Below are 25,956 nucleotides of genomic sequence, written 5' to 3' on the forward strand. Positions count from 1 at the left end.
ACCTCCACGCCCCATGCGCACGGAGAATGCCCCGGTCAGATCACCAGCGGCAGGAGGTGAACGGCGTCGCGCTTACGCAAGGACAAGAGCCTTCTCTAGATCAATGGCGGCAAGACCGACGTCAATCGGTACTCGCTCGGCATTGCAGTCGTGAACGCGCAGATCCGTGCCGATACGTTCTCTAACTGGCAGGTGGAGGCAACGGCCGGCATCGTGCGCTATGCGTGGGCGAAATACCCCAATCTGAAGCACGTTGTGAGCCATGCTATGCTGGACCCGCAGCGGCGACGCGACCCCGAATTGCACTTCCCGTGGGATCGATTCAAGCAGCTCGTCCTAGAAGGACAGGATGTACCGGTGCCGGAATTAGTCGCAATGGCGGGAGGTACCAGAGGTGAGGCGGCTAGAGTAACCTGCTGCATGGACGAGCATGAAGAGGGAGCTGTGCTCGCGTGAGATGGATGCTGCCGGCGGCCTGCTTCGCTTCCTTTGGAGCCGAAACCTCGGACCTAGTGCTATATGGCGGCTCGACCGAGTTCGTATTCGACCTCGAGCCTGATGGTATGAAATTTAATCCTCCGAACGCCCCGCGAAGGCCCCCTTCCACTCGGCAGCGAAGCTCTGGTTGAAATGGCAGACGACGAACCGGCGGGGCCGCATCCCGATTGTGTCGGCAAGGTTCACTCGTTTTTTCTTAGAAAAGCATCGTGCAGATAGACTTGGCAAAGCAGTAAGCCCGCCACGTCATCCTTATGCGGCGAGCCGCATGTCGAATTCAATTTAACGAACGCGGTGCCCGTAGACCTCGAAGGGGAGCAGGTCATGGCGAGTGTCGGCGACGATGTGCGCGACATGAACTCTCCCTCTGTGCTCTGGTTGCGAGCGAAACTCCACCGTTTAGACGCTTGCTCGATGCGGAGCGTCACTTCTTTCCTATCTATGCCGGATCGCCTGCAGTGCCACGCGCGCCACCTCAGTGTTGGTGACATCGTTGTGGTCCGCGATCACTGCATCGGCCAGCAGGTTATTGATCAACTTCGGTTTCAGCATTTGCGTTTGGCCGGCCGTCAAGGTTGCCATTACGGCTTCGCCGTCCTGAAGAAGCTGGGCGCCATTTGCACCCATGCCGCCGAACGGGTCGGTCGGTCCGCCAAACCGGGCGGCCACGACGCCGGATGCGCGCGAGGCTACCACGTAGGCGATGCCGACGGCGCGGTCGTTATGCGTATGGGTGATCGCGATGGGACCGGTGACACGCTGGCTTGCGACCACGTTGCGAAACATGCCCTGCGGTACGCGTCCCTTGCCGATCCCGAGCGCGTTGTGAGAGTAGGCCGCCTGCAGGAGCGTCATGCTCCGTGGCTGGATCCTTTCAAGGTGTGAGACTGCGGAGGTCACGAGCCGCGCACCAAAGCTGTGGCCGATGAGATGCAGTCCCACGGTGTCGAGCCCGTCCGCTTCGAGCGTCCTTGCGAGGGCGGCGCCGACGAGACCTGCACGCTTCTTCATCTCGAAATAGGTGAACTGGTTCAGCAGCCTCGCGACCGCCGCGCGGGGTCCGGCGAGGAAGCGCAGGCGCCCCGGCGCGCTCCCGCCGAAGCCGACCGCCGCGCCCTGATCGCCCGCGGCTTGCGGTAATGCCGGCGGAGTCCTCAGAAAGTCGAAGAGCTCGCTGCCGCGCTTGTCGCGGCCCTCCTGCTCGAAGATGGCCTCCGCGTCGGCGCCCTCCGTCGGCACCTCGTCGCGAAGCCGCTCCGCCAGGCGGTCGGCAGCGCCGCCGCCGCCGGTGGCACGCTTCACCTGCTCCTTGAACGACGTGACGTCATCGATTTCGACGAAGGCAGCGACCTCCTCGGCGAAGGTCTCGAGTTCCGACGACGGAAGGTCGCTGCCGCCTGCGCTCGCAGCGCCGCCCCCCGCAGTTGGTGCCTCGTCCTCCAGCAGCGTCAGGTCGGGCTTGAATACAAAGGCGGGCCAGTAGACGCCGGTGACGCCGAAGCGCCCGTCATCGAGGGTCCGCTCTCCATCCGGCAGGTTGCGCATGTTCTCGATAAGCTGGCGATAGAGCCCGTCAGCCGCCGCCTCGTTATTCTTCCAGCCGTGAGAGATCACGATGAGGTTTTCGATGTCCGAGGGCCGCACCGGCGCATCCGGCTCCATGCGCGCGCCGTTCTTGTCGAACTTCAGTCGGACGAAAGGAAGCCCTGCGATGCTGTCCACGATCCTCCCTCCTCCTGCTTCACGTCAATTGGATCGCTCGCATCAGATCGAGCAGCCCGGCGCCTTGAAAATCGGCTTTGCGCTTTAAGTCGGTGCAGGACCGCACGAGGATGTCCTTGACCATCGCCGGATTGCCACGCGTCTCGGGCTTCACCGACATCAGCGCCGCCGCCGCGCCCGAAACATGAGGCGCAGCCATGCTGGTGCCGCTGTCCTCGCGGAAATAGGCGGCCTTCGTATCGAATGCGTGCTCCGCGTCCTGCAAAGCCTCTTTGAAGCTCTCGGTCTTCGTTGCGGCGCAGGACAGGATGCGCTCGCCCGGCGCAACGAGATCCGGCTTGGCGCGACCGTCTGCAGTGGGACCGCGAGACGAGAAGAACGAGACTCCGTAGGTGTGCGGAGATTCGGCATGCGTTGCTCCGACGGTGATCGCCTCGTCGGCGTTGCCCGGGTCGTTGATCGACTGGTCCACGCCGACGCGGCGGGTGTTAATGCGGCCCTCGGTCTGCAGGAAGGCCGAGCCGTCGTTACCCGAGGCCGCGACCACAACGACGCCGTCCTTGCTGAGCCGGTTCACGACTGTGCAGACTGGGCTGTGGCCCGCGGCGTACCACTCGGCGTCGAACGGATAGCCGAGGCTGAGGTTCACCCCGTGCACGCGGAGGTAGCGTCCGTCTCCGTTCAAGCGCGCGACATATTCGAGCGCCGCGATGAGCGCGCTCGCATACCCATTACCGCTGTCATCAATGACCTTGAGGCTCAGAATCTTGCACTTCGGTGCCACGCCCCGCAGCGGAACCTCGAGCGGATCTATCGAAGTGCGCACCGTGTTCTCTGCGTCTCGTTGCTTGCTCATTCGGTACATGGGACGCCCCTTCATTGGGCATGTCTCGCCCGCAAGCACCCCCGCCACATGGGTGCCGTGTCCGTAAGCGTCGGCGAGAGCCTCGGCGTCGTCGCCATTGTCGAGGAAATTTCGATGTGCGAGCCCCTCCGGCAGCTTCTGGAGGTTCTCATAAACTTCAAAGTGCGGGTGCTCCTGCTCGATGCCGCTGTCGATCACCGCCCAGACAATACCCTCGCCCTCAGCGCCGAAGGCGACGCGGCAGGCATCCGCCTTCACTGTCCGAATCGAGCGATTGATATAGGGCGTGAGCGGCTCGTCCGGCCAAATACGCCGCACAGCGCGCTTGCTCGGCTGACCACCCGCCTGCTCATAGTCCGCGCGCACGAGCGCCCGCGCCTCCCGCCGCGTTAGGCTCGCGAACACATACTGGTAGCTGCGTCCGAGAGGCTGGATGTGGTGCTTCGGGACATCAACCGACAGGAGAAGCCGCTCCACATGGCGCTTTCCCTCATCAATGTGCTCCACAGGATCGACATTGATCTCGATGATCATCCGGACCCGGGATTCCGGCGTCTTGAACAGCGCCTCGATCTGGGGCGACAGGACGTAGCGGGCAAGCTTCTCGTCCGGGCTCGGGGCGGCGTTCGGCCTCTCGTCTGATGACGATGGTCTTCCCGAGGGCGGCTTCCGGCGGCCTGGCATGTGGATTGACTTCCGTGTTCCGTTCGTTTCCGCGCGCATGGCCACGAAAAAACATTAGGTGACGGCCGCGATGTTAGTCGATCCTATAGTCGACCCGGCGGATTGGTAAATAGCTTACCACGGCAGCCGGTAACCTGTCACGCCGATCGCGTTCGCCGCCAGGATCATCATTCGTCAGAGCGCGGTGCCCGCAATCAAAGCCCGCCGCGCGCTTTCGCGCGGCCGACTGCTGCCCAGAGCCGGCAGACCTGCATGAGAGGCGCTGCGCTTTGTCCGCAGTCCCGTCAATGGCGGAGCGGCTGCAGTTTGTGCTGCAAGCCGACGAGACACCAACCTTCCTAAGGGACTGTCCGACGAGAACCGGATGCGCGAGATCAAGGTTGCCGTCGGACGAAAGCGGGTGCAATCTATCAAAGATTTCGCTGCCGATGGAGAGGGAATTGGCAGAGATCGACGATGCCTGGGCCGTCGTCCAGAGCAAGCTGAAGAAGTTTGCGGAGGCGATCGACGAATTCCGTACGATCAAGGTACGGACGATGATCTCGGAGTTCGAGGTGGTCACCCAGAAGGACTCGGACGGACGCGAACGGGTGACGGACGTCCAGCTCGCCACCGGCACGAATGCGAAGGGGCTGGTGACCAAGATCGACATGCTGCAGGGCGACATCTCGCACGGCCGCAGCCCCGGTCTGTCGCCGGAAGACGAGGCGGCCCTGAGCGAGACGCATCTGGAGCACGTGAAGCTCGGCCAGAAGATCTTCACCGACAACATCAGGTTCGTAGCCGATACAGTCGAGCGTTTTGCACGGCGCCGCAACGCGCCGGAAGAATAGCGGGCGGCCGAAATGGCAGACGACGACTGGGTCGCGCAGCTCAAGGGAATCGCCAGCGATCTGACGGTCATCGAGATCAACACCATCGAGGCGAGCGGTATGACCGGTCGCAAGATGCCGGTCTGGCCGCACGCGCTGATCGACGTCGCCCAGAAGTTCGCGGATTTCCTGACCGGACCGGGGGTGCAGCTGGACCTGGACCGTTTCCGAGAGGACTACGAGGCGGTGATGTCGGTCGAGGCTCTCGACGGGGGCGGGGACGGCGATGCGGCGACGCTTCCGGAGGATCCGGGGGACCCGGACGACGAAGCACGTCCGGCAGGATCGCTCCGGGACCTTGCGCCCTGCTTCAATCCGAGCAGCAAGCACTACAGCTTTCAGTTCGACAACGGCGAGAGGGCATTCGACCTGTTGAGGTGGGCGGCGCACAACATCATCGAGGCGGTGGACCTGCGCGGCAACGCCGCGAACGCCGCGCCTGGCGGCGGCGCGGCGCATGCCGACCCGGCGACTCGGACGATCTTGATCCGGATCAAGCGCAACTCTGATCAACTGAAGTCGCTGACGCTCCGTCTTAAAAGGCTTGCGCCGGAATTCGTCGGCAAGACCCGTGCCGAACTTCAGAAGATGCAGGACGAGGGCCGGCAGATCCCCCGAGCGCCTGCAGACATCCTGACGCAAATTCGCAAGATCTGGGACATCGGCACCGACCGGATCGTTCTCCAGACTCTGGTGCAGCTGGACGGCGACGTCATCTTTCGGACGAGGCGCGATGCCTTGACGTCCGCGAACCAGGTGTTCTCGAAGGCGCACGAGCGCGCGACGAACACCGCGCTCGGGCACTGGCAGGGTCTCTTCGATCTTGTCGTGGGCCTGCTGAGCGGTCGCGGCGGGCGGATTTTCGAGAGGACGGACGACGCTGGCGGATGACCTTCTGTCGCGACTAGCCGCGGGGCTGGAGCTGCATTCGCGAGTATTGATGCATCCGCTCCGCACCGCCAGGACCGGAGCTCAGATACTCGCGCTGGCCAAGGAATTTGCGTCCGGTGGCGTCGTCGTAGGCGGGGGCGGTCTCTCGACGACCTTGCAAGCCGACGGTGACGTGCAGGTATGCGTCTACGGCAGACTTGAGGGTGAGGACCAGCTGGACGCAGCGCTTGAAGCACACTTCCGCGATGTCGAGCAGCGCCTTCGCCCGATGACCCAGGCGCGGGAAGTCGTGGCGCTGCTGCGCGGGACCACCGGATCCCTGGCCACGGCGACCGGCGGCATTACGGAAGTCGTGCGCGGCTTCTCCGCCGGGTCTACGAGCCTGTCCTCTTGGCTGCCGCACATCCTTACGCTCGTCCTTGTCTTGCTGACACTCATGGCGCCGCGCGTGCTGTGGTGGCTGATGCGGCACCGATTACGACAGTGGCAGCGCACCCCTCAAACGAGCGTGCCGGCAGCCGGATAGATTGGGCCGCTTCGAGCCCCTGCACCAGGATCGTCAGGCGTCGCCAAGGTCTGGAGCAGACGAAATGAATTTTTGGCCGCCTAAAGCTGCTAGTGTAGAGCAGGCCCCATTGCTTCGACTGCCAACGGTCTGGTATTTGCGGGTGGTCGTTCAGGACGTCTGCGCAGGTGGCGCGGTCAGCCTGCGCGCAATTGCCGCCGAGGTGAACGCTCGCTCCATCCTCACCCGCCGTGGCGGGCGATGGCACGTCTCGACGGTGATGAACCTGCTGAGGCGACTTGATGCGACGTAGCACCGTGGGTTACGCAGTCCTAGAAACGGCACGGGCAGCTAATTCGTTCGGCCTGAACAACGCGCATGCTGTTGATTTCGGTAGAGAACAGGCCGTTTCTGGTGGTTTCTAATTGGTGATTATATACCTTGCAAACCCAGCCCGATGAGGCCATATTGATGGGGTAGAGAGGAACCCTGTCATGTCGATCCTGAGCCGCCCGTACTTCCACAACGAAGAAGCCGCCTTCGCCCACGTCGAGAGCGTCATGTGGCCGAGCGGTCCCGAGTGCCCGCACTGCGGTTGTGTCGGCCGGATCAGCAAGATCAAGGCGAACCCGGAGAAGCGCGTCCGCCTGGGCCTGCACAAGTGCGGCGACTGCAAGAAGCAGTTCACCGTCAAGGTCGGCACCGTGTTCGAGGACAGCAAGGTTCCGCTGCACAAGTGGCTGCAAGCGGTCTACCTGATGACGTCCAGCAAGAAGGGCGTGAGCAGCCACCAACTGTACCGCGCACTTGAGGTCACGTACAAGACCGCGTGGTTCATGACGCACCGCATCCGCGAGGCCATGCGCTCGGGCGATCTGGCCCCGTTCGGCGCTGACGGTGGCGTTGTTGAAGTGGACGAGACGTTCATCGGCAACGACCGCAGCATCAAGCCGAAGCACACGAAGAAGGGCCGCGGCTACGCTCACAAGCACAAGGTTCTGTCGCTGGTGGATCGCACCACCGGCCGCGCCCGCAACTTCGTGGTGGACGACCTCAAGGCCGCTACGCTGGTGCCGATCCTGCGTGAGAACATCGCCAAGGAAGCGACGATCTACACCGACGAGGCGGGCCAGTACCGCAAATTGGCGGCGGGCTTCGCAGGCCATGACTTCGTACGCCACGGCGCTGGCGAGTACGGTCGCGGCGAGGTCCACACCAACACGATTGAAGGCTACTTCTCGGTGTTCAAGAGGGGCATGAAGGGCGTCTACCAGCACTGCGGCAAGCGCCACCTGCACCGCTACATGGCTGAGTTCGGCTTCCGGTACGACAACCGCTCGGCCAACGGTGTTGAGGACGTTGAGCGCGCTGATCGGGCGCTGCGGGGCGCGCGCGGCAAACGCTTGAAGTATCAAGGACCTGACTCAAAAACAGCCTAAAGGTCGCTGATTCCATTGACCGAATCGTGGTCGGGTGCTATGTGTATTATGCAGGTTGCGACCGCCTGAATGGGTTGGAGTGCACCTGCTCAAAATGGGCGGCCCCTGCGGGGGCCGTGCCTATCTGAGGCGATCAATGCCGTCTGTGCCGCCCGTTTTGACCTTCGTGTTTAGTACGCGCCGGGGAATAGAGTCGTGCAGGCTGGCGACTGACAGGTTCTTCTCTCGGTCGCTAAGCGCACCTAGCTCAGCGCGTGCCTTAACCAGCGTTGCATACGCAACCAGATCGGCAATCTGGATGAAGTGCGAAGTTTTCGAGTCCTTGAAGTTGGCGTCCTTAATTGTCGTCGTGAGGGGAATGTTCTTTGAGCGTTGACCCACCCATCCGCCTTGAGACGATCCGGTGGGTAGATGAACGCACGCCTTCCGGTAAAGGGTGCGATATTCACCATGCCCTTCATCGAAGATGATCAGCGCGTGCTGGCCCGTCGCAGAGTTTTGGCTCTGGATACGCTGAAAAGCGGCGTACAGTGACGCCTCAAGCTTGCGATGGCCATACATGTTGTAGTCCCGCGTTGCGTAGACAGAGAACACGCTCTGCGGCGGAAGGAAGTTTAGTTGCGATAGGGCATAGGAGTATGCTGCGATCGCACGCCTGCCGTACAGAGGGGCTGTCCCGCCATCGTACCGATTTCGGCCGGTGGCGAGCTTTGAGCCTTTCAGTTCCTTCGAGACGGGGATGTTATGCGTTCGCTTCAGTTCGGCGCGCCAGCCCTTCGCGGCTCGGAAATAGTTCTTCCACTTGTCCGCTAGGGCGCTGGCGGCCGGACCTGACTGCATCGCGAGTGTTGGAATTGAAACGAACGCCAAGACGAACCGCTGCTTGTCGTCGGATTCGTCGGCGTAGACGGTGCACAAGCCGGTCGGGTGAAACCTCATGGGAGATTAATGGAATGGGCGTTGAGAAGAAGAGTCAATCCGACAAGTTCAAAGACCTCGCCCGCGAGGTAGAGGCGAACGAGGATGAGGCCGCGTTTGACGAGAAGCTGAGACACCTGCGGCCGAAGGATCGGAAGCCGCCGAAGGAGAGGCGATGACACCCTCGCAGAAACTTCGTCTTGGACTGGTGATGCGGGCAGCCCGTGTCTTGCGTGTGCCGGTCTGCCCACATCAGGAGTTCTTATCCGGCGAGCAGGCCGTCGAGCGCGTTCCGCTGGAAGAACGAGGCCAAGGTGGCCGGGTACTTGATTACCCCGCGCGTGGCGTAGGTGGCGTTGGCGGCGTTCACCACCAATAGAGTGTCGCAAGTCGAATTGAACTTCGACCCGACGTAGATCGACGTTGCCAAGGCGTCTGCCGTTTTCGCAGACCGGATCAAGAAGAACGAAGTAGTCTCGTCCCACGCAGACCCGTCCGCTTCGCGACGGATTGCGGCAACTGTGGATGCCCAACGCTCGGCGTAGCCGGAGTTGTTTTCGATGCGGAATGAGATGATGTGGGTCGCCATGGCGGCGTCCTTTCGCTTATGAGCGACGGGACCGCCTTGACTTGTCGAGGCTCAGAATCGTAGGATTCCAAGCGTAGAACCGACTATCCGCGACGGCCCCGTCTGAAGGGTTGCGGATGAGCCAGAGACTTCAGCGCCGCCTTGGTTGCAGCCTTGGCGGCGCGTTCATGTCTGGCTGTCCCCGGCAGTCTTGAATCGATCTGTGGGTAAGTCAAGGCAGGCGCGCGGAGCCCCTAGCGGCTAGCTACGAGATGCTGTGCCGCGCATCCCGTTGCACGGCCTATGTCGTAGTGAGAGCATCTACTTGAGAGGTTCCCCCCATGCTTGATGAAGATCCAAGCCATCGGCCGCGGGCGCACAGCTTGCGATGCTGATAGTAATCGCGGGCACTGTGCTGACGGTCGATAGGCTCGGCGCGCTGGGAAAAGCCGAGTGTGCCGTGGTCGAACGGGGATCCATGGAGGTGGGCTCGACTTGACGCCGACACCTTCGCCCGCGTCATGCTCGACCTTGCCCAACGCCATGAGCGTGCGAGACAGATCGAATGCGCGCTCTGCACAGCAATCGGCAATGGCGAGCTTCATCTCGACCAAGACCAAGGCTACTTCTGCGGCAAGCACGAGGATCGAAAGGCGCTTCGCGCCGCAATCCTAGCAGCCCGATCGCCGTCACCTTCGGTCGATGCGCCCGCCGCACATCTCGGCTCAAAGGAAGATCGGCTGAACCCGAAATAGATCAGGCAACCGACTTGCAGGCGGCGTCATACAAGTGCGCCGCCGTTCACGAACGGCCTCCGATTACACTCTGCCGCCGGAATCGGGTTTGGAAATTTGCGATGCACCCGAAAGCGGTTGAGAACGACCGAGCAATTCGAAGACGGCTTCGGCGTCGCCACTCGGAACCTTCCTGCCATCCGTCCTCAATGCCTGAGCAACAGAGAACTGCGCGTTGCTGTGTAATCGTCGCCGGGACACACTGCCGAGATCAGATTGACGCGGGCGTGCAGTTCCAGGGGAGGAGACCGTCGAGGCTGCGCTGGGGTTTGGCCGCTCTTGAGGTTCTCGAGGGTCGCAGTGGGTTCCGTTTGAGCAACGCGGCTTGAGTGGTGCGTGGCGGTCGCCCAGCGTCAGTCGATGATCAAGCGCCGCCCCGTCAGTATGTCCGGTTCCCGCTGTCGCTCAGGAACGTCGAGGACCTGCTCCGCGCTAGCGCTTTCCGCGCCTGGGCGGTCCGCTGCCGTCGTTGCTGCGGCTGGGCTTTTGAGTCCGCGCCTTGCTACTGCCGTTCCGGGTCCCAGCCTTGCCGGGCGGCGTGAAGCGCTGCGACGTGTCGGACGCGTCCGATGATCCCGCCGCGGGCTTCCCAGCCGCCCGTCGTCTGACGAATTTGCTCTTGTCGGGTCGCTCGCGGCCGGAATCCGTCTTCTTGCCGGCCGATGCGCCTGTTCTCTTGCCGCCGGATTCGGCACTAGCGCCGCCTGGACGCGCGCCGGCGCGGCCCGGGCCGGTCCCGGGCCTGTCGGAGTTTCTGTCCCCGACCGGAGTCTTATGGCGTGGCTTACTGCGTCGCGCAGCCGGTGCTCCACGATCCTTCGAGACTTCGGCCGATGGCGACGGAGGCGCTTTGGGGGGCGCCGAGCGAGGCTTGGGCTTGGGCTCCGGCGCCGCGACGGCAGGCCGATCGGGCTGGAGCGGCGGCATCGGCGTCACGGTCGGTTCGGCAGCCGGCGGCGCGGTAGAGACGTCCGGTTCCCCCTCGAGCCGGCGGATCCTGATGCCCTTCTCGATCTCCACCTTGTCGTCGAGCGCGGCGAGAAACCGCGAGAGGTTCTCGGCGGAGATCTCGACCAGGGTTTCCGCCTGCTGCACGCGGATCGCGCCGATCGCGTCCTTGTCCACATCGCCGGCGCGGCAGATCAGCGGCAGCAGCCAGCGCGGCTCCGCTCGGTCATCTCGACCGACCGAGAGGGCAAACCAGGCGCCGGGCTCGAAGCTCCGGCGCGCCTTTTGTGCCGGCCGCGCATCCGGCGGGCTCAGCTCCTCCGGCGCCGACTGCCGCGAGCGATAGAGACGCAGGTAGGCCGCAGCGATCCGTTCGGGCGCGTGTCTCGCCAGCAGCTTCGCGGCAAAGGCCTCCTGCTCCTCGTTGGTTTCCTCCGCCCAGGCCGGATCCGCCAGAAGCCGCTCCTCGTCGCGCCGCAGGATCTCGTCGGCCGTGGGCGCCGTTGTCCACTCCGCCTCGACCCCGGCCGAGCTCAGAAGGCGCTCCGCTTTCCTGGCGATCTTGGGCGTAACGATCAGCACGGAGGTGCCCTTGCGCCCCGCCCGGCCGGTCCGGCCGGAGCGGTGCAGCAGCCCCTCGTCGTTCGAAGGCAGCTCGGCGTGGATAACCAGGTCGAGGTTCGGCAGGTCGATGCCGCGCGCGGCCACGTCGGTCGCCACGCAGACCTGCGCCCGACCGTCGCGCATCGCCTGGAGCGCATGGGTCCGCTCCGTCTGGCTCAGCTCGCCGGAGAGGGCGACCACCGCAAAACCGCGATTGGAGAACCGGGCGGTGAGGCGGTTCACCGTCGCCCGCGTGTTGGCGAAGACGAGGGCGTTCTCGGCGTCGTGGTAGCGCAGCACGTTGATGATCGCGTTCTCGGCGTCGATTTGCGCAACCCGCAGCGCCTGGTAGGCGATGTCGGCATGCTGGCTGGTCCCTGACAGCGTCGTCACGCGCACCGCGTCGCGCTGGAACTGCTCCGCCAGCTTCGCGATCTGCGGTGGCACCGTGGCCGAGAACATCAATGTGCGCCGGTCCTCTGGCGCTTCGCCCAGCATGAACTCGAGGTCCTCGCGGAACCCCAGGTCGAGCATCTCGTCCGCCTCGTCCAGCACGACCGCGCGGATGCCGCTCAGATCAAGTGAACCGCGCTGGATGTGGTCGCGCAGCCGGCCCGGCGTACCCACGACGATGTGCGCGCCCCGCTCGAGCGCCCGGCGCTCGTCGCGCATGTCCATGCCGCCGACACACGAGGCGACGCGTGCCCCGGCCCCGGCATAGAGCCAGCCGAGCTCGCGCATCACCTGGAAGGCCAGCTCGCGCGTCGGAGCGACCACTAGGGCAAGCGGCGCACCCGCGGGACCGAGCGTCTCGGCCTCACCGAGCAGCGTTGGGCCGATTGCGAGGCCGAAGCCCACTGTCTTGCCCGACCCGGTCTGCGCCGACACGAGCAGGTCGGCCTCCTGAAGCTCGGCCTTGGTGACGGCCTCCTGCACGGCCGTCAGGGTGTTGTAGCCGCGCTCGGCGAGCGCGTTGGCAAGGGTCTGGATCATCGGGAATCGATCAGCTCTAATCAGGTGGGACAACCCGTCGCGTCTGCCGGCGGGGAGCACAAGCACGACCCCTTAGCGCGCAACGCGTTCGATGTACACTGGCCCTACCAGCGAACATGGCGCCACTACAACGGCTCGGCGGTGCAAGCCGTACCTGCGTCTCCGGATGCTTATCGCATAGCGTTGGCTTTCCCGGTGCCCCCTATGGTCAATCGGCAGAGGCCCGTCGACGACGCCGGATGCTTCCTGACATCGGCGACATGGCGCCGAGGCAACTGGGGCAGCACTGGATCAGGCAGTCGTCGACGCGGTCTTCTCTTCGGATCTGGCGGGCCGGAACTGTCGGCGTCCACCAGAGCAAGAAGGCGATGCACGACGGACCAACTCCTGGCGGAGCGGACCGACCAAGTACGCGGGCACGCTGCACTTCGCCGTGGGGCGTTGCCGAGCGGCAGCATCCGCGCCACATTTGTCGGAAGCCGGTTCTGGAGAAGAGGATCACAACATGAGCCGTATCTCTCGTCGCAACCTTCTGCGGTTGGCGTCGGTCGGAGGAGCGGGCCTTGCTGCCTCGCCGCTCATGTTGCCGCGCGCGGCCCACGCCGCCGACAGCGTCGCGCTGCAGCTCGGCTGGCTGAAGAGCGTGCAGTACGGTGGCAGCTTCATCGCGGAAGAGCGCGGCTACTATGCCGACGAGGACCTCGAAGTCACGCTGCTGTCGGGCGGGCCGAATGCGCCGGTGGACCCGGTTGTGATCTCTGGACAGGCTCTGGTGGGAGTGTCTGCCACCGACTTCGCGGCCCGTGCCAATGCCAACGGCGCCGGCTACACGGTGCTCGGCGCCAAGAACCAGCGTCACGCGTTCTGCATCACCTCGCGCGCCGACAATCCGGTGCGGACGCCCGCGGACCTTGAGGGCGGACCGCGGCTGGGGCTCGCGACGATCAACCAGCCGGTGCTCGACGCGATCGTGACCCTGAACGACCTCGACGCGTCGAGGATCGAGGTGGTGACGACGCAGGGCAACCCCGCGCCGCTCGCCAGCGGCGAGGTCGACTGCTTCCTGACGCTCTTCACGACGGGCCCGATCGACCTCGAGCTGCAGGGCATCGAGACCCACAGCTTCCTGCTGTCGGACTACGGCTACGACATCTTCTCGGGCATCTACATCGTGACGGGCGACGCGCTGGAGAACCGGCGGGACGAGATCGTGCGGCTGCTCCGCGCCGAGATCAGGGGCTGGCAGGATTTCCTCGACGACATCGAATACGCCACGCGTCTGACGGTCGAGAAGTATGCCGCTGATCAGGGTCTGAACCCCGAGCAGCAGAAGCTGCAGGCCCAGGCGCAGCTCGACTTACTGGTGACGCCCGAGACCGCCGCGAACGGCCTCTTCTGGATGAGCGACGACAAGATCCGGGCAAATCTGGAGACGATGGCGTTGCTCGGCATCGAGGCGGACGAGAGCCTGTTCTCTAGGGAGATCCTCGAGGAGATCTATCAGGGCAGGATCCGCATCTAGTGCGCCAGCGCCCGCCCGCGACCGTGGACGCGGCCACGGCCGGGGCGCCCGCCGACGAGGGCATCCGCCTTGCCCGCTTGCGCAAGATTTTTGAGGGGCGGGGGGCGCCCCTATTGGCGCTCGAGGACGTGTCGATTGCGACGAGGCGGGGCGCCTTCACTTCGATCATCGGACCTTCCGGGTGCGGCAAGTCGACGATCCTGCGGATGCTCGCGGACCTCGATGCGCCGACGTTTGGCACGGTCACCGCCCATGGGAAAACGCCGCGGGAGCTGCGGCGCGCGAGCAAGCTCGGCATCGTCTTCCAGGAGCCGGCGCTGCTGCCGTGGCGCACGGTCCGGTCGAACATCGAACTGGCCGTCCAGGTGACGGGGCTCGCCGTCCCGGCGCGCACCTGCGACGACCTCATCGCGCTTGTCGGGCTCGATGGCTTCGAGCGAACGCGGCCGGCGGAGCTCTCGGGCGGCATGCGCCAGCGCGTCGCCATCGCCCGCGCGCTGGTCACGTCGCCCGAGGTCCTGCTGCTGGACGAGCCGTTCGGCGCCCTCGACGAGATGACGCGGCGGCGGCTCAACCTCGAGCTCCTGCGCATCTGGAGCGAGCAGGCGGCGACGACCCTGCTCGTCACCCATTCGATCGAGGAGGCGGCGTTCCTCTCGGATACGGTCGTGGTGATGAGCCCGCGGCCCGGACGAATCCTTGCCGAGGTGGAGGTCGACTTCCCGCGGCCACGAAAGGAGGCGCTCTTGCGGACGCCCAGCTTCCATGCGCTGACGGACCGGCTATCCGAGCTCTTGGCGGGTGGCGGCGATGACGATCGCGGGTGAAGCCGATGCAGGCCGGGGGTTCTCGCGCCTGCCCGAACGGGCGGAGACGGTGGCAATCCTGGTCGCGGTCCTCGTCGGGTGGGAGGTGCTGGCGCGGACCCTGCTCGCAGGCTCCTTCGCGCTCGCAGCGCCAACACAGGTCGCGGCGCAGCTCGCGCAGAACTGGCCGCTCTACGCGACGAACGTGCAGGTCACGCTCTGGACCGCGCTCAAGGGCTTCGCGATCGGCAATGCGGTCGCGGTTGTGGCGGCAGTGCTGATAGTGCAATGGCCGGCGCTTGAGCGGCCGGTCTTCAGCGCGGCGCTCGCCATCTATTCGCTGCCGATCATCGCGCTGGCGCCGATCCTGATGGTGCTGCTCGACCGGCCCGACGCGATGGTGGCGCTGAGTGCGCTCGCGGTAATCTTCACGACGATGGTGGCGGCGGTGCTGGGGCTACGCTCCGCTGACCCGGCGGCGCTCGAGGTGGTGCACGTGCTGGGCGGGTCCGGCCGGGACAAGCTCATCCGGGTCCGGCTGCAGTCGGCGCTGCCGAGCCTCTTCGCCGGCCTCAAGATCGCCGCGCCCGCGTCAGTGCTGGGCGCCACGGTCGGCGAGTTCATGGGGGCCGAGCGCGGCCTCGGCGTCCTCATCACCGGCGCCCTCGCCAGCCTCGAGACGACGCGGGTCTGGAGCGTCGCCGTTCTGGCGACGGCGCTGTCCGGCGGTGGCTACGTGCTGGTGGGCTGGATCGGTGCATGGCTCACGCCGTGGGTGCACGGGCTCGAGATTTCGCAAGCAGCGACGCGCGGCGGCGCGGGCGCGGGACCTGGCCTCCTGCGGACGGGGGCGACGATCGCGATCAGCCTCGTCGTGGTGTTCGGCGGCTGGGCCCTCTTCATCCGCCTTGCCGGCCTCAACGCCTTCTTCGCCAAGGGTCCGGGGGATGTCTGGGCGTTCCTCTTCACCGAGCCTGACGCCGCAGCGAACCGTGCCCTCGTCTTCGGCGGACTGCTGGTCACGCTCGGCAATGCGGGGCTCGGCTTCGTCGCGGGCATGGCAGGCGGCACGCTCGCCGCGATCGTGTTCGTTTTGCGCCCGTCGGTCGAGCGCGGGGTGATGCCGATCGCGATCACGCTCAGGTCGATCCCGATCCTCGCCACGACTCCGCTCGTGATCCTGCTCCTGGGGCGGACTCTGGCCGCGACGACGGTGATCGTCGCGATCCTCTCGTTCTTCCCGACCATGATCAACATGGTGACGGCGATGCGCCTGACGCGGCGGCAGATCGTCGAGGTGCTGCACGTCATGAACGCCAGCCGCCTGACCATCCTCTGGCGCGCCGAGCTGCCGTCGGCCCTGCCCGCGCTCATGGCCTCGGCGCGCATCGCGGTGCCGGCCTCGATCCTCGGCGCCGTCATCATCGAGTGGCTGGTGACCGGTGTCGGCATGGGCAACGCCATCCTCGCAGGCGTCTACAATGCCGACTACGCGGTGCTCTGGGCGGTCGCTGCCATCCTGACACTGATCGCGATGGCGACCTACGGCCTTGTCAGCGTGGCGGAGCGCGCCGTCCTGCGCCGCTACGCGCCGGAGCAGCTGGCGTGACGGCCTCGCTCGCGCGGGATCTACCGCAACGGGCGCTCGACATGGCCGGGCTCGGCGGCCTCGCCTTTCTCGGCGACCCGCCCGACATCGTCGGACGCGATCCCGTCCTTCGCTTCCCGCGCCCGATCGGAGAGGCGGCAGCGACCGCGATCGCGCTCTGCGGCGACGCCGCGGCCGAGATCTGGCGCCGGCGCACCCGACAGCGTCAGCGCCCCAGCGTCGCCGTGCGCGAGGCCGCGGCGGCGCTCGCAGGCTACGCCTACCTGCTGCTCGACCCTAACGAGGGAGCGCGACCCGCGGATTGGGAGCCGGAGCCGGGGGGCTGGCGCGCCTGGGGCGCGCGGTCGCTGCTGCGCGGCGAGAACGCCAGCAATGCGGCGGTCGGCATCTATCGCACGCGGGACGGGCGCTGGATCCACGTTCATGGCGGTTTGCCCCACCTCGCCACGCGCATCATGGAGGTGCTCGGCACCGACGCTTCGGGCATTCCGGCGGCGGTCGCGGACTGGGACGCGAAGCCTCTCGAGGACGCGCTGGCGGAGGCTGGGACATGCGCCGCGGTCGTCCGCAGCGCCGAGGAGTGGCGCCGGCACCCGCAGGGCCGCGCCATCGCTGGGCACCCGGTCGTCGAGGTCATCCGGATAGGCGACGCACCCCCCGAGCCGCTGCCCCCCGGCGACAGGCCGCTCTCCGGGCTCCGCGCGCTCGACCTCAGCCTGGCGCTGGCCGGGCCAATCTGCGCCCGAACGCTGGCCGAGCATGGCGCCGACGTGCTGCAGGTCATCGCGCCGGGGCGGCTTGATCGACAGCCCTTCGAGCTCGAGACGGGCCACGGCAAGCGGTCCACCATGCTGGACCTGAAGCGCGAGAACGGGCGCGCCCGGCTCGAGGCGCTGGCGCGCGCGGCCGACGTTTTCTGCCAGGGCTACCGGAAGGGAGCGCTGGCGAAGCTCGGTTTCGACGCGGATCGGCTGGCGGCTCTACGGCCCGGCATCGTCTACGTATCGATCAACTGCTACGGCCATACCGGCCCCTGGTCCCGACGGCGAGGATGGGAAGGTCTGGGTCAGGCGGCGACGGGCCTCACGGTCCCGCGGATGGATGGCCGCCCGCCCCGCCTCGCGCCTTGCTCCGTCTGCGACTACCTTACCGGCTATCTGGCGGCGCGGGGGGTGATGGAGGCACTGCTCCGTCGCGCCGAAGAGGGCGGCAGCTGGCATGTCCGCGCCTCCCTTTGCCAGACGGGCACGTGGATCACCCGGATGGGCACCGTCGACGAGGAGACCGCGCCCGCAGCGCCTGATCTCTTCGACGATCTTCTGGTCGCGCGCGAGACGGACCTCGGCCGCCTCCGGCACTTGCCGCCAGCGCTCCAGATGGAAGTCACGCCGCCTCGATGGGATGGCCCACCACCCACGCCTGGCAGCAGCAACCCGATCTGGTAGCGGGACGCGTCCAGTTTGAACGGGAAGCGCTTCCGGCAGATGCAAGCCATTGAGACGCGATCGGTTTGTCGGTCCGACCGCACAGATGTTGTCCCGCGAAGTGGTGTAGCTGGCGCTGATGGTCACCGTTTTGCTCGGTGAGGGCCTGTCCGATCAGCCAGCCGTTTTAGGCATGCTGATGACGAAATCATCCTTCATCGGCGCGCGACGAAGGCGGCACGAATGCAGCCCTCCCGCAGCGCCTTGATCGCGTCGACCCTGCCGCCAGGCAGCACCTCGGCCACCACCTCGTCGATGCCGAGCCGGTCGGCGATGGCGCGTGCGGTGCGGGCATTGTCATCGGTGATCATCGCGACCTTCAGACCTGCGAATGCAGAGCGCGGATCGCGTCCGGCGTTGTCTCCTTGATCGGCGACGGCGAGGATTGCCGCCAGCCGCCCGTCGACGGCCGCGTAGAGCGGCGACTTGCCTTCGTTGCCAAGCCGCTCGCCCATTCTGGCCGAGGTAAAGGCGCAGGCCATACTGATCGAGAAGCTCCGCCACAAGCTCGCCGGTCATCGTGCCCACCGGTTCGGTGCGTCCTCGGAGATGGTGGAGCAGTTACAGCTCGCGCTGGAGAGCAGCGAGATCGCCGCCGCGGCGATGACGGGCCGGCTGCGGCTCTCCGACGTCAAGGAGGAGGGCGAGCCGAAGCGGCGGCCGATCCCTGATCACGTGCCTCGCATGGAGGTCGAGCTCACCACCGGCGAGGAGAGCTGCCTTGGTTGCCGCGGCACGCTCTGCCGGCTTGGCGAGGACATCACCGAGGAGCTGGAATACGTCCCGGGTCGGTTCATCGTGAACCGGATCCTGCGGCAGCGCCTGGCCTGCTCGAATTTTGAGCGGTCCGTCCAGACCGGACGCTTACCCTCCGTCTGCAATCACTTCAACTCCGAACGCAGCCGACCTGTCCATTCCGAGACTGGTGCGATTTCGTCTGACAGCACCTTCCGCGGTGATCCTGGGCAGGATGGCACGTTCCTCGGATTCAGGGATGCAGCGCTGTCCGGAGAAGGCCGACAACCGGCCCGAGGAGCGCGGCGGCCTTGCCGGACGCAACGGCAAGGCTCATCGCCATCGCGCAAGCCAGGAGCACCCAGCCTTCCATTCGCCGCCGGAGTGCGGGGACAACGCCAGCGAGCAGCATCCCGCCCGTGAGTGGGGGCAGGGGCAGAGCATTCAGTGCGGCAAAGTGGAGACTCATGTCGGCCGCTACCTGGATGAGGCCCACAAGCGTGCCTCCTGTGTCGCGCGGCACGACGTCCATCACAAACGGCCGCACTTGCCAGAGGAGCGACGAAAGTAGGAGAAGGAGCGCGAGGCTTGCCCCCCAGATGCCGATGAGGCCGAGGAAGCCGCCGTGGAGGCGGCGCGGATCGGGATAGATCGGGCGTATCCAGCCAAACCGGAAAAAGAGCGGCAGGAGCGCTCCGAACGGCTCTGCATGGTCGAAGGGGTTGAGACTCTGCCGCCCCTGGTCAGCCGAGACGCGATCGCCCAGAAGCCTCGCCAACAGCGCAAGGCTGTAGCCGTGGACCGCCAGGATCAACGCCACCGCCGCGAGGCGGAACAGCATTGCCTGCCCGTTCGTGGCGAAGACAGCCGACCAGTCGATCATCGTGTTGGCGCGGGCCGTTTCATGCGCCTGCTCCGGCATAGACCGCGCTGATGGACGGCAGGCTGTAGATCCGGCGCAGCGCCTCGATCTCGCCGTCCTCGCGGATGCCCTCCAGCGCGCGGCCCACGGCACGCTTCAGCGTCAGGTCGCCTTTCCAGAGGCCGAAAGCGATGGGATCTGCCTCGTCGGAACCAAGAAGCCACGCTGTGCTCCAGCCCCGTTCGGCGGCGAGGCTGCCGCCGGCGAGAGCTTCGGTGACGCCCGCGTCCAGTTCGCCTGCGGCCAGTCGAGTGGCAAGATCCTCAATGGAGTGTGCCGGCGCGATGCGGGCGCCCTCCTGCCGCAGCCCCGAGGTAAGAGCAACGCGGTCGCGCCCGGCAACGCCGGGAAAGACGCCGACCGTGAGGCCGTCGAGCGAGGCTGGCACGGCTTCCCGACCGATCAGGATCCAGCCTGTCGCAAGATGCGGCTCGGTCGTGTCAAGAAAGGTGCGCGTCGTGTCGGTAACCGCGACGCCGCCTGCCACGACCTGGCACTGCGCCCGATTGAGGCCCCAGCTCCGTGGATTGAAGTCGCGTCCAATTGCGTCGTTCCGGTTGAGCGACAAGCGTACTCCGAGGCGATCGGCCACCTTGGCAAGCAGCTCTACATCGAAGCCCGGACGCTCGGCGCCGGAAATGACGAGAGGCGGGTAGTTCGAGGGCAGGCAGGCCTTCAGCGTTCCGTCCTTCCGCATCTCGGATAGCGAAGTGTCGGGTGGCAGGAAGGCGACGCACGCGAAGAGCGCGACGACCGCAAGGATGCCCCCGATGTCAGCCCGGAGGTTCGGCTCGTCCCGCACGCCTTCAGGACCGGTTGAAGTCGCGTAGGGCGAGGAGGAAGAACACCGCCGCAATAGCGAGTATGACGATTGGGCCGAGCCAAGCGTCGAATTGATTGAACCCGATGAGCGCACCGCGCAGAGCATCCACGGCATAGGTGATCGGATTCACCTCGACGAGGAACACGAGCCACTCGGGGTAAACAACCCGCATCTGCGCCCCCGTGAGCGCCGGGTCGAGCGGGAAGATCGAGCTTGAGGTGAAATAGAGAGGCAGGATCACCGCGTTCGAGAACACGCCAAAGCCCTCGAAGCTGCGGATCCGATGCGCGATGACGATGCCAAGGCTGGTGAGCCCGAAGGCGAGGCCGAACATCAGCAGGAGTGCCTCGCCCACGCCCGAAAGCAGAAGTGGCACGTCCGCGAACTGCGCGAGAAGGAGCACGAGGCAGCCATGCGCGAAGGCCACGGTCGCGCCGCCGAGAATCTTGCCAAGTAGCACGACGCTCCGCGGCACAGGCGTGACCAGCACCTCCCGCAGGAAGCCGAACTCGCGGTCAGCGATCAGCGACACCGCCGAGAGCACTGCCGTGTACATGATGTTTAGCACGATGACCGCGGGAAAGATGAACTGCAGATAGGTGAAAGGGATGGCGAACCGCGCCTCGCCATAGATCTCGCCCCGGAAGTAGGGGTTGAGCCCGACGCCAAGGATGAGAACCCAGAGGAGCGGACGGCTGACGCCGCCTACCAGCTGGCCGCGGTCGCGTAGCGCTCGCTTGATCTCGCGCAGCCAGATGGCGTGGAGCGCGCCGAGGTAGCCGAAGCCCTCCACCGCCTGGATCATCGCTTTCCGGCGCCTTGCTGAGCGGCGCCCTCCTCGCGCAGGTGGCGCCCGGTGAGGCCGAGGAAGACCGTGCCGAGGCTCGGCCGCTCGAGCGAGACCTGATCGATACGCGGTCCGAAGCGGCGGAGCAGATCTTCGAGGATGGTGCGGCCGCCGACGATAGCGAGGCCACCGTCGCCATCCGGCACGGCATCGGGGTGGAGCGCCGCGATCTCGGCCGCGGTGGATGCGTCGAGGGCCTGCACGCGCAGCACATGGCGCCCGTGGCGCGAGCGCAGCGTGTCCGGCCTGTCAAGGGCGAGGACGCGGCCGTCGTCGATGACGCAGACCCGGTCGCAACCCTCGACCTCCTCGATGTAGTGGGTCGTCACCACAACCGTCACCGTGCGCCGCGCGCGGATGCGAGCGAGGTATTCCCAGATCCGCCCGCGAGATTGCGCGTCGAGTCCTACGGTCGGCTCATCGAGTATCAACACACGGCTGTCGTGGACCAGGGCACGCGCGATCTCGAGCCGCCGTTTCATGCCCGGCGAGAGCGATCGGACGAGTCGGCGCCGGAGCGTTGCGAGTTCAACGAGTTCCAGCATCTCTCCTATACGCTCGCGGCGCAGCGGGGCCGGCATTCGGTACATGCGCGCGTGGAAATCGAGATTTTCCTCGACCGTGAGCTTGCCGTCGAGGCTAGGCTCCTGAAAGACGACGCCCAGCGCAGCACGCGCGCGCCTGGGCTGACGGACCACGTCTATCCCGCAGATCTCGGCTGTTCCGGAGTCCGGCCGCATCAGCGTGGCCAGAATATGGATGAGTGTTGTCTTTCCAGCGCCATTCGGCCCCAGCAGCGCGAACATCTCGTTCTCTCGGATCGAGAGATCCAGCTGGTCGAGCGCGATCGTGCTGCCGAACCGTTTGCTGATCTTCGAGATTGTCACGGCCATGCCCTTTTCCGCCAGATCCGGATCGGGATCATGCGCCACAGGCTTTGTGACTTTGGCGGCCAGCGGCATGCCTTCGTGCGTCTCCTACCGATCCAGTCGTAGCTCGCGCGGATTGCGTACACCGCGCACGTGTCGGAGCAGCATTGCCGCAAGCCTGTGCCGGTCGTGGCTATAAGATCCCCGGCGGGACGGAAATGGCAAGGGGTTCTTGCTGCAGCAGAAAGCTCGAACGCGTGGTCCTGGCGGGACAGGCGGCAGGTGAAGGCACATCCTGCTGCCGCGCCTGTAGCTAAGGGTTCGAATGTTGCGCGACGGTTTTCAGAATCAGTGGCTTGACAAGCCGCCTAGGGGAACCAAAAGTCGCCGCAGATAAAGCAGCTCTCGGTACACCTCACCCGCTGCAGCGCTTTTGACCTATACGCCCCGAAGGAGGAAATCCGAGAGTGAGTTCTATGCGTTTGAGTGCATTCGTACGAGCCTGGTTGCGTGCGCCGATCCCATCAGCCGCCGTCGGCGGCGCCATTCTCGCAATCGCCTTCGCCGCTCCGGCCACCGCGCAGAGCGCGGATGCCCACGGCTGGTTCAGCCCGGAGCAGGTGGTTCGCGGCGCCGACCTGTACGAGCGCCGGTGCGCCGAATGTCATGGTGAGGAGAAGGCGGAGAACTTCGAGACTTGGCCCTACTCGGCCCAGGATCTGATTGGAATGATAATCAGCTTCGACATGCCAGCTAACCGGCCGGGCGGACTTCCGGCGCAGGAATATGTGGACCTCGTGGCATACTTCATGAATCGCGGGGGGCTGCCGGAGGGCGAGGAAGTCTTGGCAGGATCTCCTGCCCTCTCGGAGATCAAGATCCCGCAATGACAGGCCGCGGCGAGTCCTCCGTCGCAGCTGTGCGATCGGCGGGTCCGTCGCATTCGCACTACCATTCAGGGGATTGGCCATGTCCTTCGGTGCGGGCGGCAGTCCCTGAATGCGCGAGAGATTACGGTTCCTCGTCTGGAGTCGCAGGGTCCGGTGGATGCGCAACGTTTGCAGAATGAAACGTTCGAACGACAGAAGGTAATGGGAGGAAGTTTGATGAGAATTATGACACTAGCCTCGGCGACATCGGCTCTAGCGATCGTGTTGGCCACTCAAGGCTTCGCGCAGGAAGCTCCAGCGACGGGAGCACAGGAGGCGCAGGCAGCTCAGGAACCGCAAGTTCCGGAAGAGGTGCTGCGATCTCAGGAAACGGAACTGGAAGCTCAGCAACCGGGGTTGCAGACTGAGTTGGCTGAAGAAACCGGAGCCGCGGAAGCGGGTGGCCGGACCTACACGCCCGTGACCGCCGAGATGATCCTCGATCCGGCGCCGGGCGACTGGCTTCAGGCGCGGCGCACTGTCGACAACAAGGCTCACAGCCCGCTCGACCAGATCAATCAGGACAACGTGCAGAATCTCGAGCTCGTCTGGTCCTGGGCGTTGCCCGAACTTGGCCGGCAGGAAAGTGCGCCGCTCTACCACGACGGGATCGTCTTCGTCGCGACCAACAACAACCACATCGAGGCGCTCGACGCCGTCACCGGCGACCTGATCTGGCGCTACATGCACGAGCGCCCCGAGTTCTCGGGCGGCTACCATGAAAACCAGGCGATGCGGCAGAAGAACTCGATCGCCCTCTGGAACGACAAGGTGATCACGACCACCGTGGACGCCAAGCTGATGGCGCTGGACGCGCTCACTGGCCAGGTCGTGTGGGAAGTGCAGGTCAATGACTGGGAGCGGGGCTACAGCTACACTGCAGGCCCTCTGGTTGCCGACGGCAAGATCTTCACCGGCACCTCGGGCTGCTCCATGGTTGGCACGGTGGGCGCCTGTTGGATCACCGCACATGACGCGGACACCGGTGAGGAGCTGTGGCGCTACAACACGCTCGACCAGCCGGGCGACCAGCTCTTCGAGGCGAGCTGGGGCGGCGTGCCGCCGCAGAACCGCTGGGGCGCAACGCCGTGGGCGACGGGTGCCTACGACCCCGAGCTCGACATGATCTTCTACGGCAGCGGCATGCCGATCCCCTACGCGCACATCTCCCGCGGCATGTCCGCCGAGGATGACGCGCGAGGGACGAACTCTACCATGGCGCTGAAAGCCGACACGGGAGAGCTCGTGTGGCTCTACCAGCATCTGCCGAACGACAACTGGGACCTCGACTCGCCGTTCGAGCGCCTGATCATCGAGGCCGAGGTGGACGGCGAGACCCGGAAGATGATCGTCACCGCCGCCGGTAAGAACGGCGTCGTCTTTGGCCTCGACGCCGAGACCGGCGAGTTCCAATGGGGCGAGACGACCTTCTACACCAACTCGATCACTGGCATCGACGAGGAGACTGGGCGCGTCCAGACGAACGATGAGCTGTACTTCACGGAGTTCGGACAGCAGCAGACCTTCTGCCCGGCCATCAACGGCGGGCGTCTCTGGATGGCTTCGGCCTACAGTGACCGCACCGGCATCTTCTACATGCACGGCGCGAACACCTGCCAAACCAGTGCCCCGCGCGAGATGAGCCTCGGCGCAATGCCCGCCGTGGGCGAGTCGATGGGCATGTTCCAAAGCTTCGGCACCTCGTTGGCTCCGGGCGCCGAGAACATCGGCGCCTTCCACGCCTTGAACGCGGCCGACGGCTCGAAAGCCTTCGAGATCCAGCATGACCGTCGCTACAACAGCTCGGTCCTCACCACTGGCGGCGGTCTCGTCTTCGTCGGCGACGTCGACCGGCGCTACTATGCGCTGGACGACGAGACAGGCGACGTGCTCTGGACGAGCCCGCGGCTCCACGCACCGGCGGGCGGCTATCCGATGACCTACGAGGCGGACGGCGAGCAATACGTCGTCTTTCCGGTCGGCCTCACCTCCAACGCTCAGCAGTCGCTGACGCCAGGTCTGGAAATGCCCGCCCTCGGCGCGAACGCGCTTTACGTGTTCAAGCTGTCCGAAGGCTGATCACCGGTGGGCCGCCTCTGGGCGGGCCACCCATGCCTAAAGGGTCCGGGCCGGGAACGGCCCGGACCGCTTCGATCGATGGACGTTCGCCCTTCCCTCACCTTGGAGCCAGAGGTCTCGCGATGCATGCAGCCGTCCACTCCGTTCTGGCCCCCCGTCCCGCGGTCATCCGTTCATGGCTTTCTGGGCCACTTGCGGCACTCGGCCTGCTCATGGGCACCTTTGCCGGTCCCGCCGACGCGCAGCTCATCGGTGAGGTCGACCGTGCGCAGCTCGAAAGCTGGCGTCGAGCCGATGGCAACAAGATTGGCTTTTGCCAGTTCGACGTGAACCTGACCAACGAGTTCGACCGTGCAGTTGCCGAGGAGATTGCCGCGCGGCTCTTGCTGGACAGCGAGTTCGTGATGCTCGGCGCCGGCTACGGCATCGATGGGGAGGGGCTCGAGACCGACCTCTTCCGCGCCCTGATAAACGATTGCGATGTGGTCCTTGGCTTCCATGTCGGTGCGGGCATGTATGCGCCCGAGTTCACGGTCACACGCCCCTATGTCGCCTATGATCACATGATGATCGCGGCGGATCCCGACTACCAGAGCCTCGAGGACGTACCCTCCGAGTCGCGGATCGGCACAATGATGGCCTCGCCTGCCGACCTGGCGCTGGCGCGCTACATTGCCACCCGCGCACCCGAGAACCGCTGGAACCGTCTGCCCTACGGTCGAGCAATCGACCTCGTGAGCGGGCTGGGCGAAGGCACGATAGAGGCCGCGCTGATCTTCGGGCCGGTCTTCGCAACTATTTCCGAAGAGGACCCGGAGGCGACACAGGGTCTCCACCCGATCCAGATAGATGAGGCGGTGGAGAGCACGGCCAATATTGGCGGGCTGATGCTCGCGAAGAGCTCCTTCCTGCGGCTCGAGGTGGACCGCGCCATCGAGAGCATGATTGCCGACGGCACGATAGGTTCGCTTCTCGAGGCGCACGGCTTCGGCAGCATACCCGCCGTTCCAGGCGGGGTCTGACTAGGCCGC

The 25,956-nt window shown here is 65.5% G+C and carries 25 protein-coding genes and 1 pseudogene; 16 read left to right on the plus strand and 10 right to left on the minus strand.

Annotated features, from left to right (window positions below):
- The first annotated feature begins 99 nt into the window (after positions 1-99).
- A complete protein-coding gene (locus JM664_RS08050; RefSeq protein WP_227419939.1) occupies positions 100-456 on the plus strand; it encodes an N-acetylmuramoyl-L-alanine amidase in 357 nt (118 codons plus the stop codon).
- Positions 457-933: 477 nt separating this feature from the next.
- Here the strand turns inward: JM664_RS08050 and JM664_RS08055 are convergent, their stop codons facing one another.
- Complete coding sequence (locus tag JM664_RS08055) at positions 934-2,220, minus strand: hypothetical protein (RefSeq protein WP_227419416.1); 1,287 nt, start codon at positions 2,218-2,220, stop codon at positions 934-936.
- A gap of 19 nt (positions 2,221-2,239) precedes the next feature.
- Positions 2,240-3,619, minus strand: coding sequence for a S8 family peptidase (locus JM664_RS08060; RefSeq protein ID WP_227419417.1), 1,380 nt, complete (start codon positions 3,617-3,619; stop codon positions 2,240-2,242).
- Between the two features lie 437 nt (positions 3,620-4,056).
- On the opposite strand from JM664_RS08060, the gene JM664_RS08065 reads away from it, so the two are divergent.
- The 5 genes from JM664_RS08065 to JM664_RS08085 all read left to right on the plus strand — a co-directional run bounded on the left by JM664_RS08065 (position 4,057) and on the right by JM664_RS08085 (position 7,476).
- On the plus strand, positions 4,057-4,602 hold the full coding sequence (locus tag JM664_RS08065) for a hypothetical protein (RefSeq protein ID WP_227419418.1): 546 nt from the start codon (positions 4,057-4,059) through the stop codon (positions 4,600-4,602).
- A gap of 12 nt (positions 4,603-4,614) precedes the next feature.
- A complete protein-coding gene (locus JM664_RS08070) occupies positions 4,615-5,532 on the plus strand; it encodes a hypothetical protein (protein ID WP_227419419.1) in 918 nt (305 codons plus the stop codon).
- 49 nt (positions 5,533-5,581) lie between these two features.
- Positions 5,582-6,058 (plus strand): hypothetical protein, encoded by a 477-nt coding sequence (locus tag JM664_RS08075; RefSeq protein ID WP_227419420.1) that lies wholly within the window; start codon positions 5,582-5,584, stop codon positions 6,056-6,058.
- A 109-nt stretch (positions 6,059-6,167) separates the two neighbouring features.
- Positions 6,168-6,350 carry a recombinase family protein gene (locus JM664_RS08080; protein WP_227419421.1) on the plus strand — a complete coding sequence of 61 codons (183 nt, stop codon included), beginning with the start codon at positions 6,168-6,170 and terminating at the stop codon, positions 6,348-6,350.
- 181 nt (positions 6,351-6,531) lie between these two features.
- Positions 6,532-7,476 carry an IS1595 family transposase gene (locus JM664_RS08085; RefSeq protein ID WP_227419422.1) on the plus strand — a complete coding sequence of 315 codons (945 nt, stop codon included), beginning with the start codon at positions 6,532-6,534 and terminating at the stop codon, positions 7,474-7,476.
- A gap of 120 nt (positions 7,477-7,596) precedes the next feature.
- Here the strand turns inward: JM664_RS08085 and JM664_RS08090 are convergent, their stop codons facing one another.
- Positions 7,597-8,415 (minus strand): DUF3800 domain-containing protein, encoded by an 819-nt coding sequence (locus tag JM664_RS08090; RefSeq protein WP_227419423.1) that lies wholly within the window; start codon positions 8,413-8,415, stop codon positions 7,597-7,599.
- Between the two features lie 14 nt (positions 8,416-8,429).
- On the opposite strand from JM664_RS08090, the gene JM664_RS08095 reads away from it, so the two are divergent.
- Entirely contained in the window at positions 8,430-8,573 is a 144-nt protein-coding gene (locus JM664_RS08095) for a hypothetical protein (RefSeq protein ID WP_227419424.1), read from the plus strand.
- A gap of 83 nt (positions 8,574-8,656) precedes the next feature.
- Here JM664_RS08095 and JM664_RS08100 read toward each other — a convergent pair whose 3' ends face one another.
- On the minus strand, positions 8,657-8,983 hold the full coding sequence (locus JM664_RS08100; protein ID WP_227419425.1) for a hypothetical protein: 327 nt from the start codon (positions 8,981-8,983) through the stop codon (positions 8,657-8,659).
- Between the two features lie 500 nt (positions 8,984-9,483).
- Here JM664_RS08100 and JM664_RS08105 point away from each other — a divergent pair, with 500 nt between their 5' ends.
- Positions 9,484-9,717 carry a hypothetical protein gene (locus tag JM664_RS08105; protein ID WP_227419426.1) on the plus strand — a complete coding sequence of 78 codons (234 nt, stop codon included), beginning with the start codon at positions 9,484-9,486 and terminating at the stop codon, positions 9,715-9,717.
- 471 nt (positions 9,718-10,188) lie between these two features.
- On the opposite strand, the gene JM664_RS08110 is transcribed toward JM664_RS08105, so the two are convergent.
- A complete protein-coding gene (locus tag JM664_RS08110; protein WP_227419427.1) occupies positions 10,189-12,300 on the minus strand; it encodes a DEAD/DEAH box helicase in 2,112 nt (703 codons plus the stop codon).
- A 505-nt stretch (positions 12,301-12,805) separates the two neighbouring features.
- Between JM664_RS08110 and JM664_RS08115 the strand changes: the two genes are divergently transcribed.
- The 4 genes from JM664_RS08115 to JM664_RS08130 are packed head-to-tail and all read left to right on the plus strand — an operon-like array spanning position 12,806 to position 17,682.
- Positions 12,806-13,822 (plus strand): ABC transporter substrate-binding protein, encoded by a 1,017-nt coding sequence (locus JM664_RS08115; RefSeq protein ID WP_227419428.1) that lies wholly within the window; start codon positions 12,806-12,808, stop codon positions 13,820-13,822.
- 23 nt (positions 13,823-13,845) lie between these two features.
- Positions 13,846-14,649, plus strand: a complete 804-nt coding sequence (locus JM664_RS08120; protein WP_227419429.1) for an ABC transporter ATP-binding protein — start codon at positions 13,846-13,848, stop codon at positions 14,647-14,649.
- Complete coding sequence (locus tag JM664_RS08125; protein WP_227419430.1) at positions 14,633-16,237, plus strand: ABC transporter permease; 1,605 nt, start codon at positions 14,633-14,635, stop codon at positions 16,235-16,237. Before JM664_RS08120 ends, JM664_RS08125 begins: the two co-directional genes overlap by 17 nt.
- Positions 16,234-17,682, plus strand: coding sequence for a CoA transferase (locus JM664_RS08130; protein WP_227419431.1), 1,449 nt, complete (start codon positions 16,234-16,236; stop codon positions 17,680-17,682). The genes JM664_RS08125 and JM664_RS08130 overlap by 4 nt, the downstream gene beginning before the upstream one ends.
- A 194-nt stretch (positions 17,683-17,876) precedes the next feature.
- On the opposite strand, the gene JM664_RS08135 is transcribed toward JM664_RS08130, so the two are convergent.
- The gene (locus JM664_RS08135) at positions 17,877-18,176 is read right to left on the minus strand and encodes a hypothetical protein (protein ID WP_454824315.1); all 300 of its coding nucleotides are present in this window, start codon (positions 18,174-18,176) and stop codon (positions 17,877-17,879) included.
- On the opposite strand from JM664_RS08135, the pseudogene JM664_RS18985 reads away from it, so the two are divergent.
- Positions 18,157-18,543, plus strand: a pseudogene (locus JM664_RS18985) (IS66 family transposase); the annotation flags it as partial. The gene JM664_RS08135 and the pseudogene JM664_RS18985 overlap by 20 nt on opposite strands.
- Positions 18,544-18,709: 166 nt before the next feature.
- Here the strand turns inward: JM664_RS18985 and JM664_RS08145 are convergent.
- Genes JM664_RS08145 through JM664_RS08160 form a run of 4 tightly spaced genes read right to left on the minus strand, consistent with a single transcriptional unit; the run spans position 18,710 to position 21,941 of the window.
- Positions 18,710-19,339, minus strand: coding sequence for a zinc metalloprotease (locus JM664_RS08145; protein WP_227419975.1), 630 nt, complete (start codon positions 19,337-19,339; stop codon positions 18,710-18,712).
- A gap of 19 nt (positions 19,340-19,358) precedes the next feature.
- On the minus strand, positions 19,359-20,180 hold the full coding sequence (locus tag JM664_RS08150) for a substrate-binding periplasmic protein (RefSeq protein WP_227419433.1): 822 nt from the start codon (positions 20,178-20,180) through the stop codon (positions 19,359-19,361).
- Positions 20,181-20,184: 4 nt separating this feature from the next.
- Complete coding sequence (locus JM664_RS08155) at positions 20,185-21,006, minus strand: ABC transporter permease (protein WP_227419434.1); 822 nt, start codon at positions 21,004-21,006, stop codon at positions 20,185-20,187.
- The gene (locus JM664_RS08160) at positions 21,003-21,941 is read right to left on the minus strand and encodes an ABC transporter ATP-binding protein (protein ID WP_227419435.1); all 939 of its coding nucleotides are present in this window, start codon (positions 21,939-21,941) and stop codon (positions 21,003-21,005) included. The genes JM664_RS08155 and JM664_RS08160 overlap by 4 nt, the downstream gene beginning before the upstream one ends.
- 452 nt (positions 21,942-22,393) lie before the next feature.
- Here JM664_RS08160 and JM664_RS08165 point away from each other — a divergent pair, with 452 nt between their 5' ends.
- From JM664_RS08165 to JM664_RS08175, 3 genes are all read left to right on the plus strand, one after another.
- Complete coding sequence (locus tag JM664_RS08165) at positions 22,394-22,807, plus strand: c-type cytochrome (protein WP_227419940.1); 414 nt, start codon at positions 22,394-22,396, stop codon at positions 22,805-22,807.
- A 408-nt stretch (positions 22,808-23,215) separates the two neighbouring features.
- Entirely contained in the window at positions 23,216-24,925 is a 1,710-nt protein-coding gene (locus JM664_RS08170) for a pyrroloquinoline quinone-dependent dehydrogenase (RefSeq protein WP_227419436.1), read from the plus strand.
- Positions 24,926-25,137: 212 nt separating this feature from the next.
- The gene (locus JM664_RS08175; RefSeq protein ID WP_227419437.1) at positions 25,138-25,947 is read left to right on the plus strand and encodes a type 2 periplasmic-binding domain-containing protein; all 810 of its coding nucleotides are present in this window, start codon (positions 25,138-25,140) and stop codon (positions 25,945-25,947) included.
- Positions 25,948-25,956: the final 9 nt, after the last annotated feature.

This window comes from Roseitranquillus sediminis (assembly GCF_016918935.1).
GTDB classification, from domain to species: domain Bacteria; phylum Pseudomonadota; class Alphaproteobacteria; order Rhodobacterales; family Rhodobacteraceae; genus Roseitranquillus; species Roseitranquillus sediminis.

Excerpts from the sequence above, each read along its gene's own strand:
- JM664_RS08105 (WP_227419426.1), top strand. The coding sequence starts at position 9,484 with ATGCTCGACCTTGCCCAACGCCATGAGCGTGCGAGACAGATCGAATGC.
- JM664_RS08175 (WP_227419437.1), top strand. The coding sequence starts at position 25,138 with ATGGGCACCTTTGCCGGTCCCGCCGACGCGCAGCTCATCGGTGAGGTC.
- JM664_RS08090 (WP_227419423.1), bottom strand. The coding sequence starts at position 8,415 with ATGAGGTTTCACCCGACCGGCTTGTGCACCGTCTACGCCGACGAATCC.
- JM664_RS08165 (WP_227419940.1), top strand. The coding sequence starts at position 22,394 with ATGCGTTTGAGTGCATTCGTACGAGCCTGGTTGCGTGCGCCGATCCCA.
- JM664_RS08070 (WP_227419419.1), top strand. The coding sequence starts at position 4,615 with ATGGCAGACGACGACTGGGTCGCGCAGCTCAAGGGAATCGCCAGCGAT.
- JM664_RS08155 (WP_227419434.1), bottom strand. The coding sequence starts at position 21,006 with ATGATCCAGGCGGTGGAGGGCTTCGGCTACCTCGGCGCGCTCCACGCC.
- JM664_RS08060 (WP_227419417.1), bottom strand. The coding sequence starts at position 3,619 with ATGATCATCGAGATCAATGTCGATCCTGTGGAGCACATTGATGAGGGA.
- JM664_RS08095 (WP_227419424.1), top strand. The coding sequence starts at position 8,430 with ATGGGCGTTGAGAAGAAGAGTCAATCCGACAAGTTCAAAGACCTCGCC.
- JM664_RS08135 (WP_454824315.1), bottom strand. The coding sequence starts at position 18,176 with ATGGGCGAGCGGCTTGGCAACGAAGGCAAGTCGCCGCTCTACGCGGCC.
- JM664_RS08110 (WP_227419427.1), bottom strand. The coding sequence starts at position 12,300 with ATGATCCAGACCCTTGCCAACGCGCTCGCCGAGCGCGGCTACAACACC.
- JM664_RS08075 (WP_227419420.1), top strand. The coding sequence starts at position 5,582 with ATGCATCCGCTCCGCACCGCCAGGACCGGAGCTCAGATACTCGCGCTG.
- JM664_RS08115 (WP_227419428.1), top strand. The coding sequence starts at position 12,806 with ATGAGCCGTATCTCTCGTCGCAACCTTCTGCGGTTGGCGTCGGTCGGA.
- JM664_RS08065 (WP_227419418.1), top strand. The coding sequence starts at position 4,057 with ATGGCGGAGCGGCTGCAGTTTGTGCTGCAAGCCGACGAGACACCAACC.
- JM664_RS08085 (WP_227419422.1), top strand. The coding sequence starts at position 6,532 with ATGTCGATCCTGAGCCGCCCGTACTTCCACAACGAAGAAGCCGCCTTC.
- JM664_RS08145 (WP_227419975.1), bottom strand. The coding sequence starts at position 19,339 with ATGATCGACTGGTCGGCTGTCTTCGCCACGAACGGGCAGGCAATGCTG.
- JM664_RS08160 (WP_227419435.1), bottom strand. The coding sequence starts at position 21,941 with ATGGCCGTGACAATCTCGAAGATCAGCAAACGGTTCGGCAGCACGATC.
- JM664_RS08125 (WP_227419430.1), top strand. The coding sequence starts at position 14,633 with ATGACGATCGCGGGTGAAGCCGATGCAGGCCGGGGGTTCTCGCGCCTG.
- JM664_RS08100 (WP_227419425.1), bottom strand. The coding sequence starts at position 8,983 with ATGGCGACCCACATCATCTCATTCCGCATCGAAAACAACTCCGGCTAC.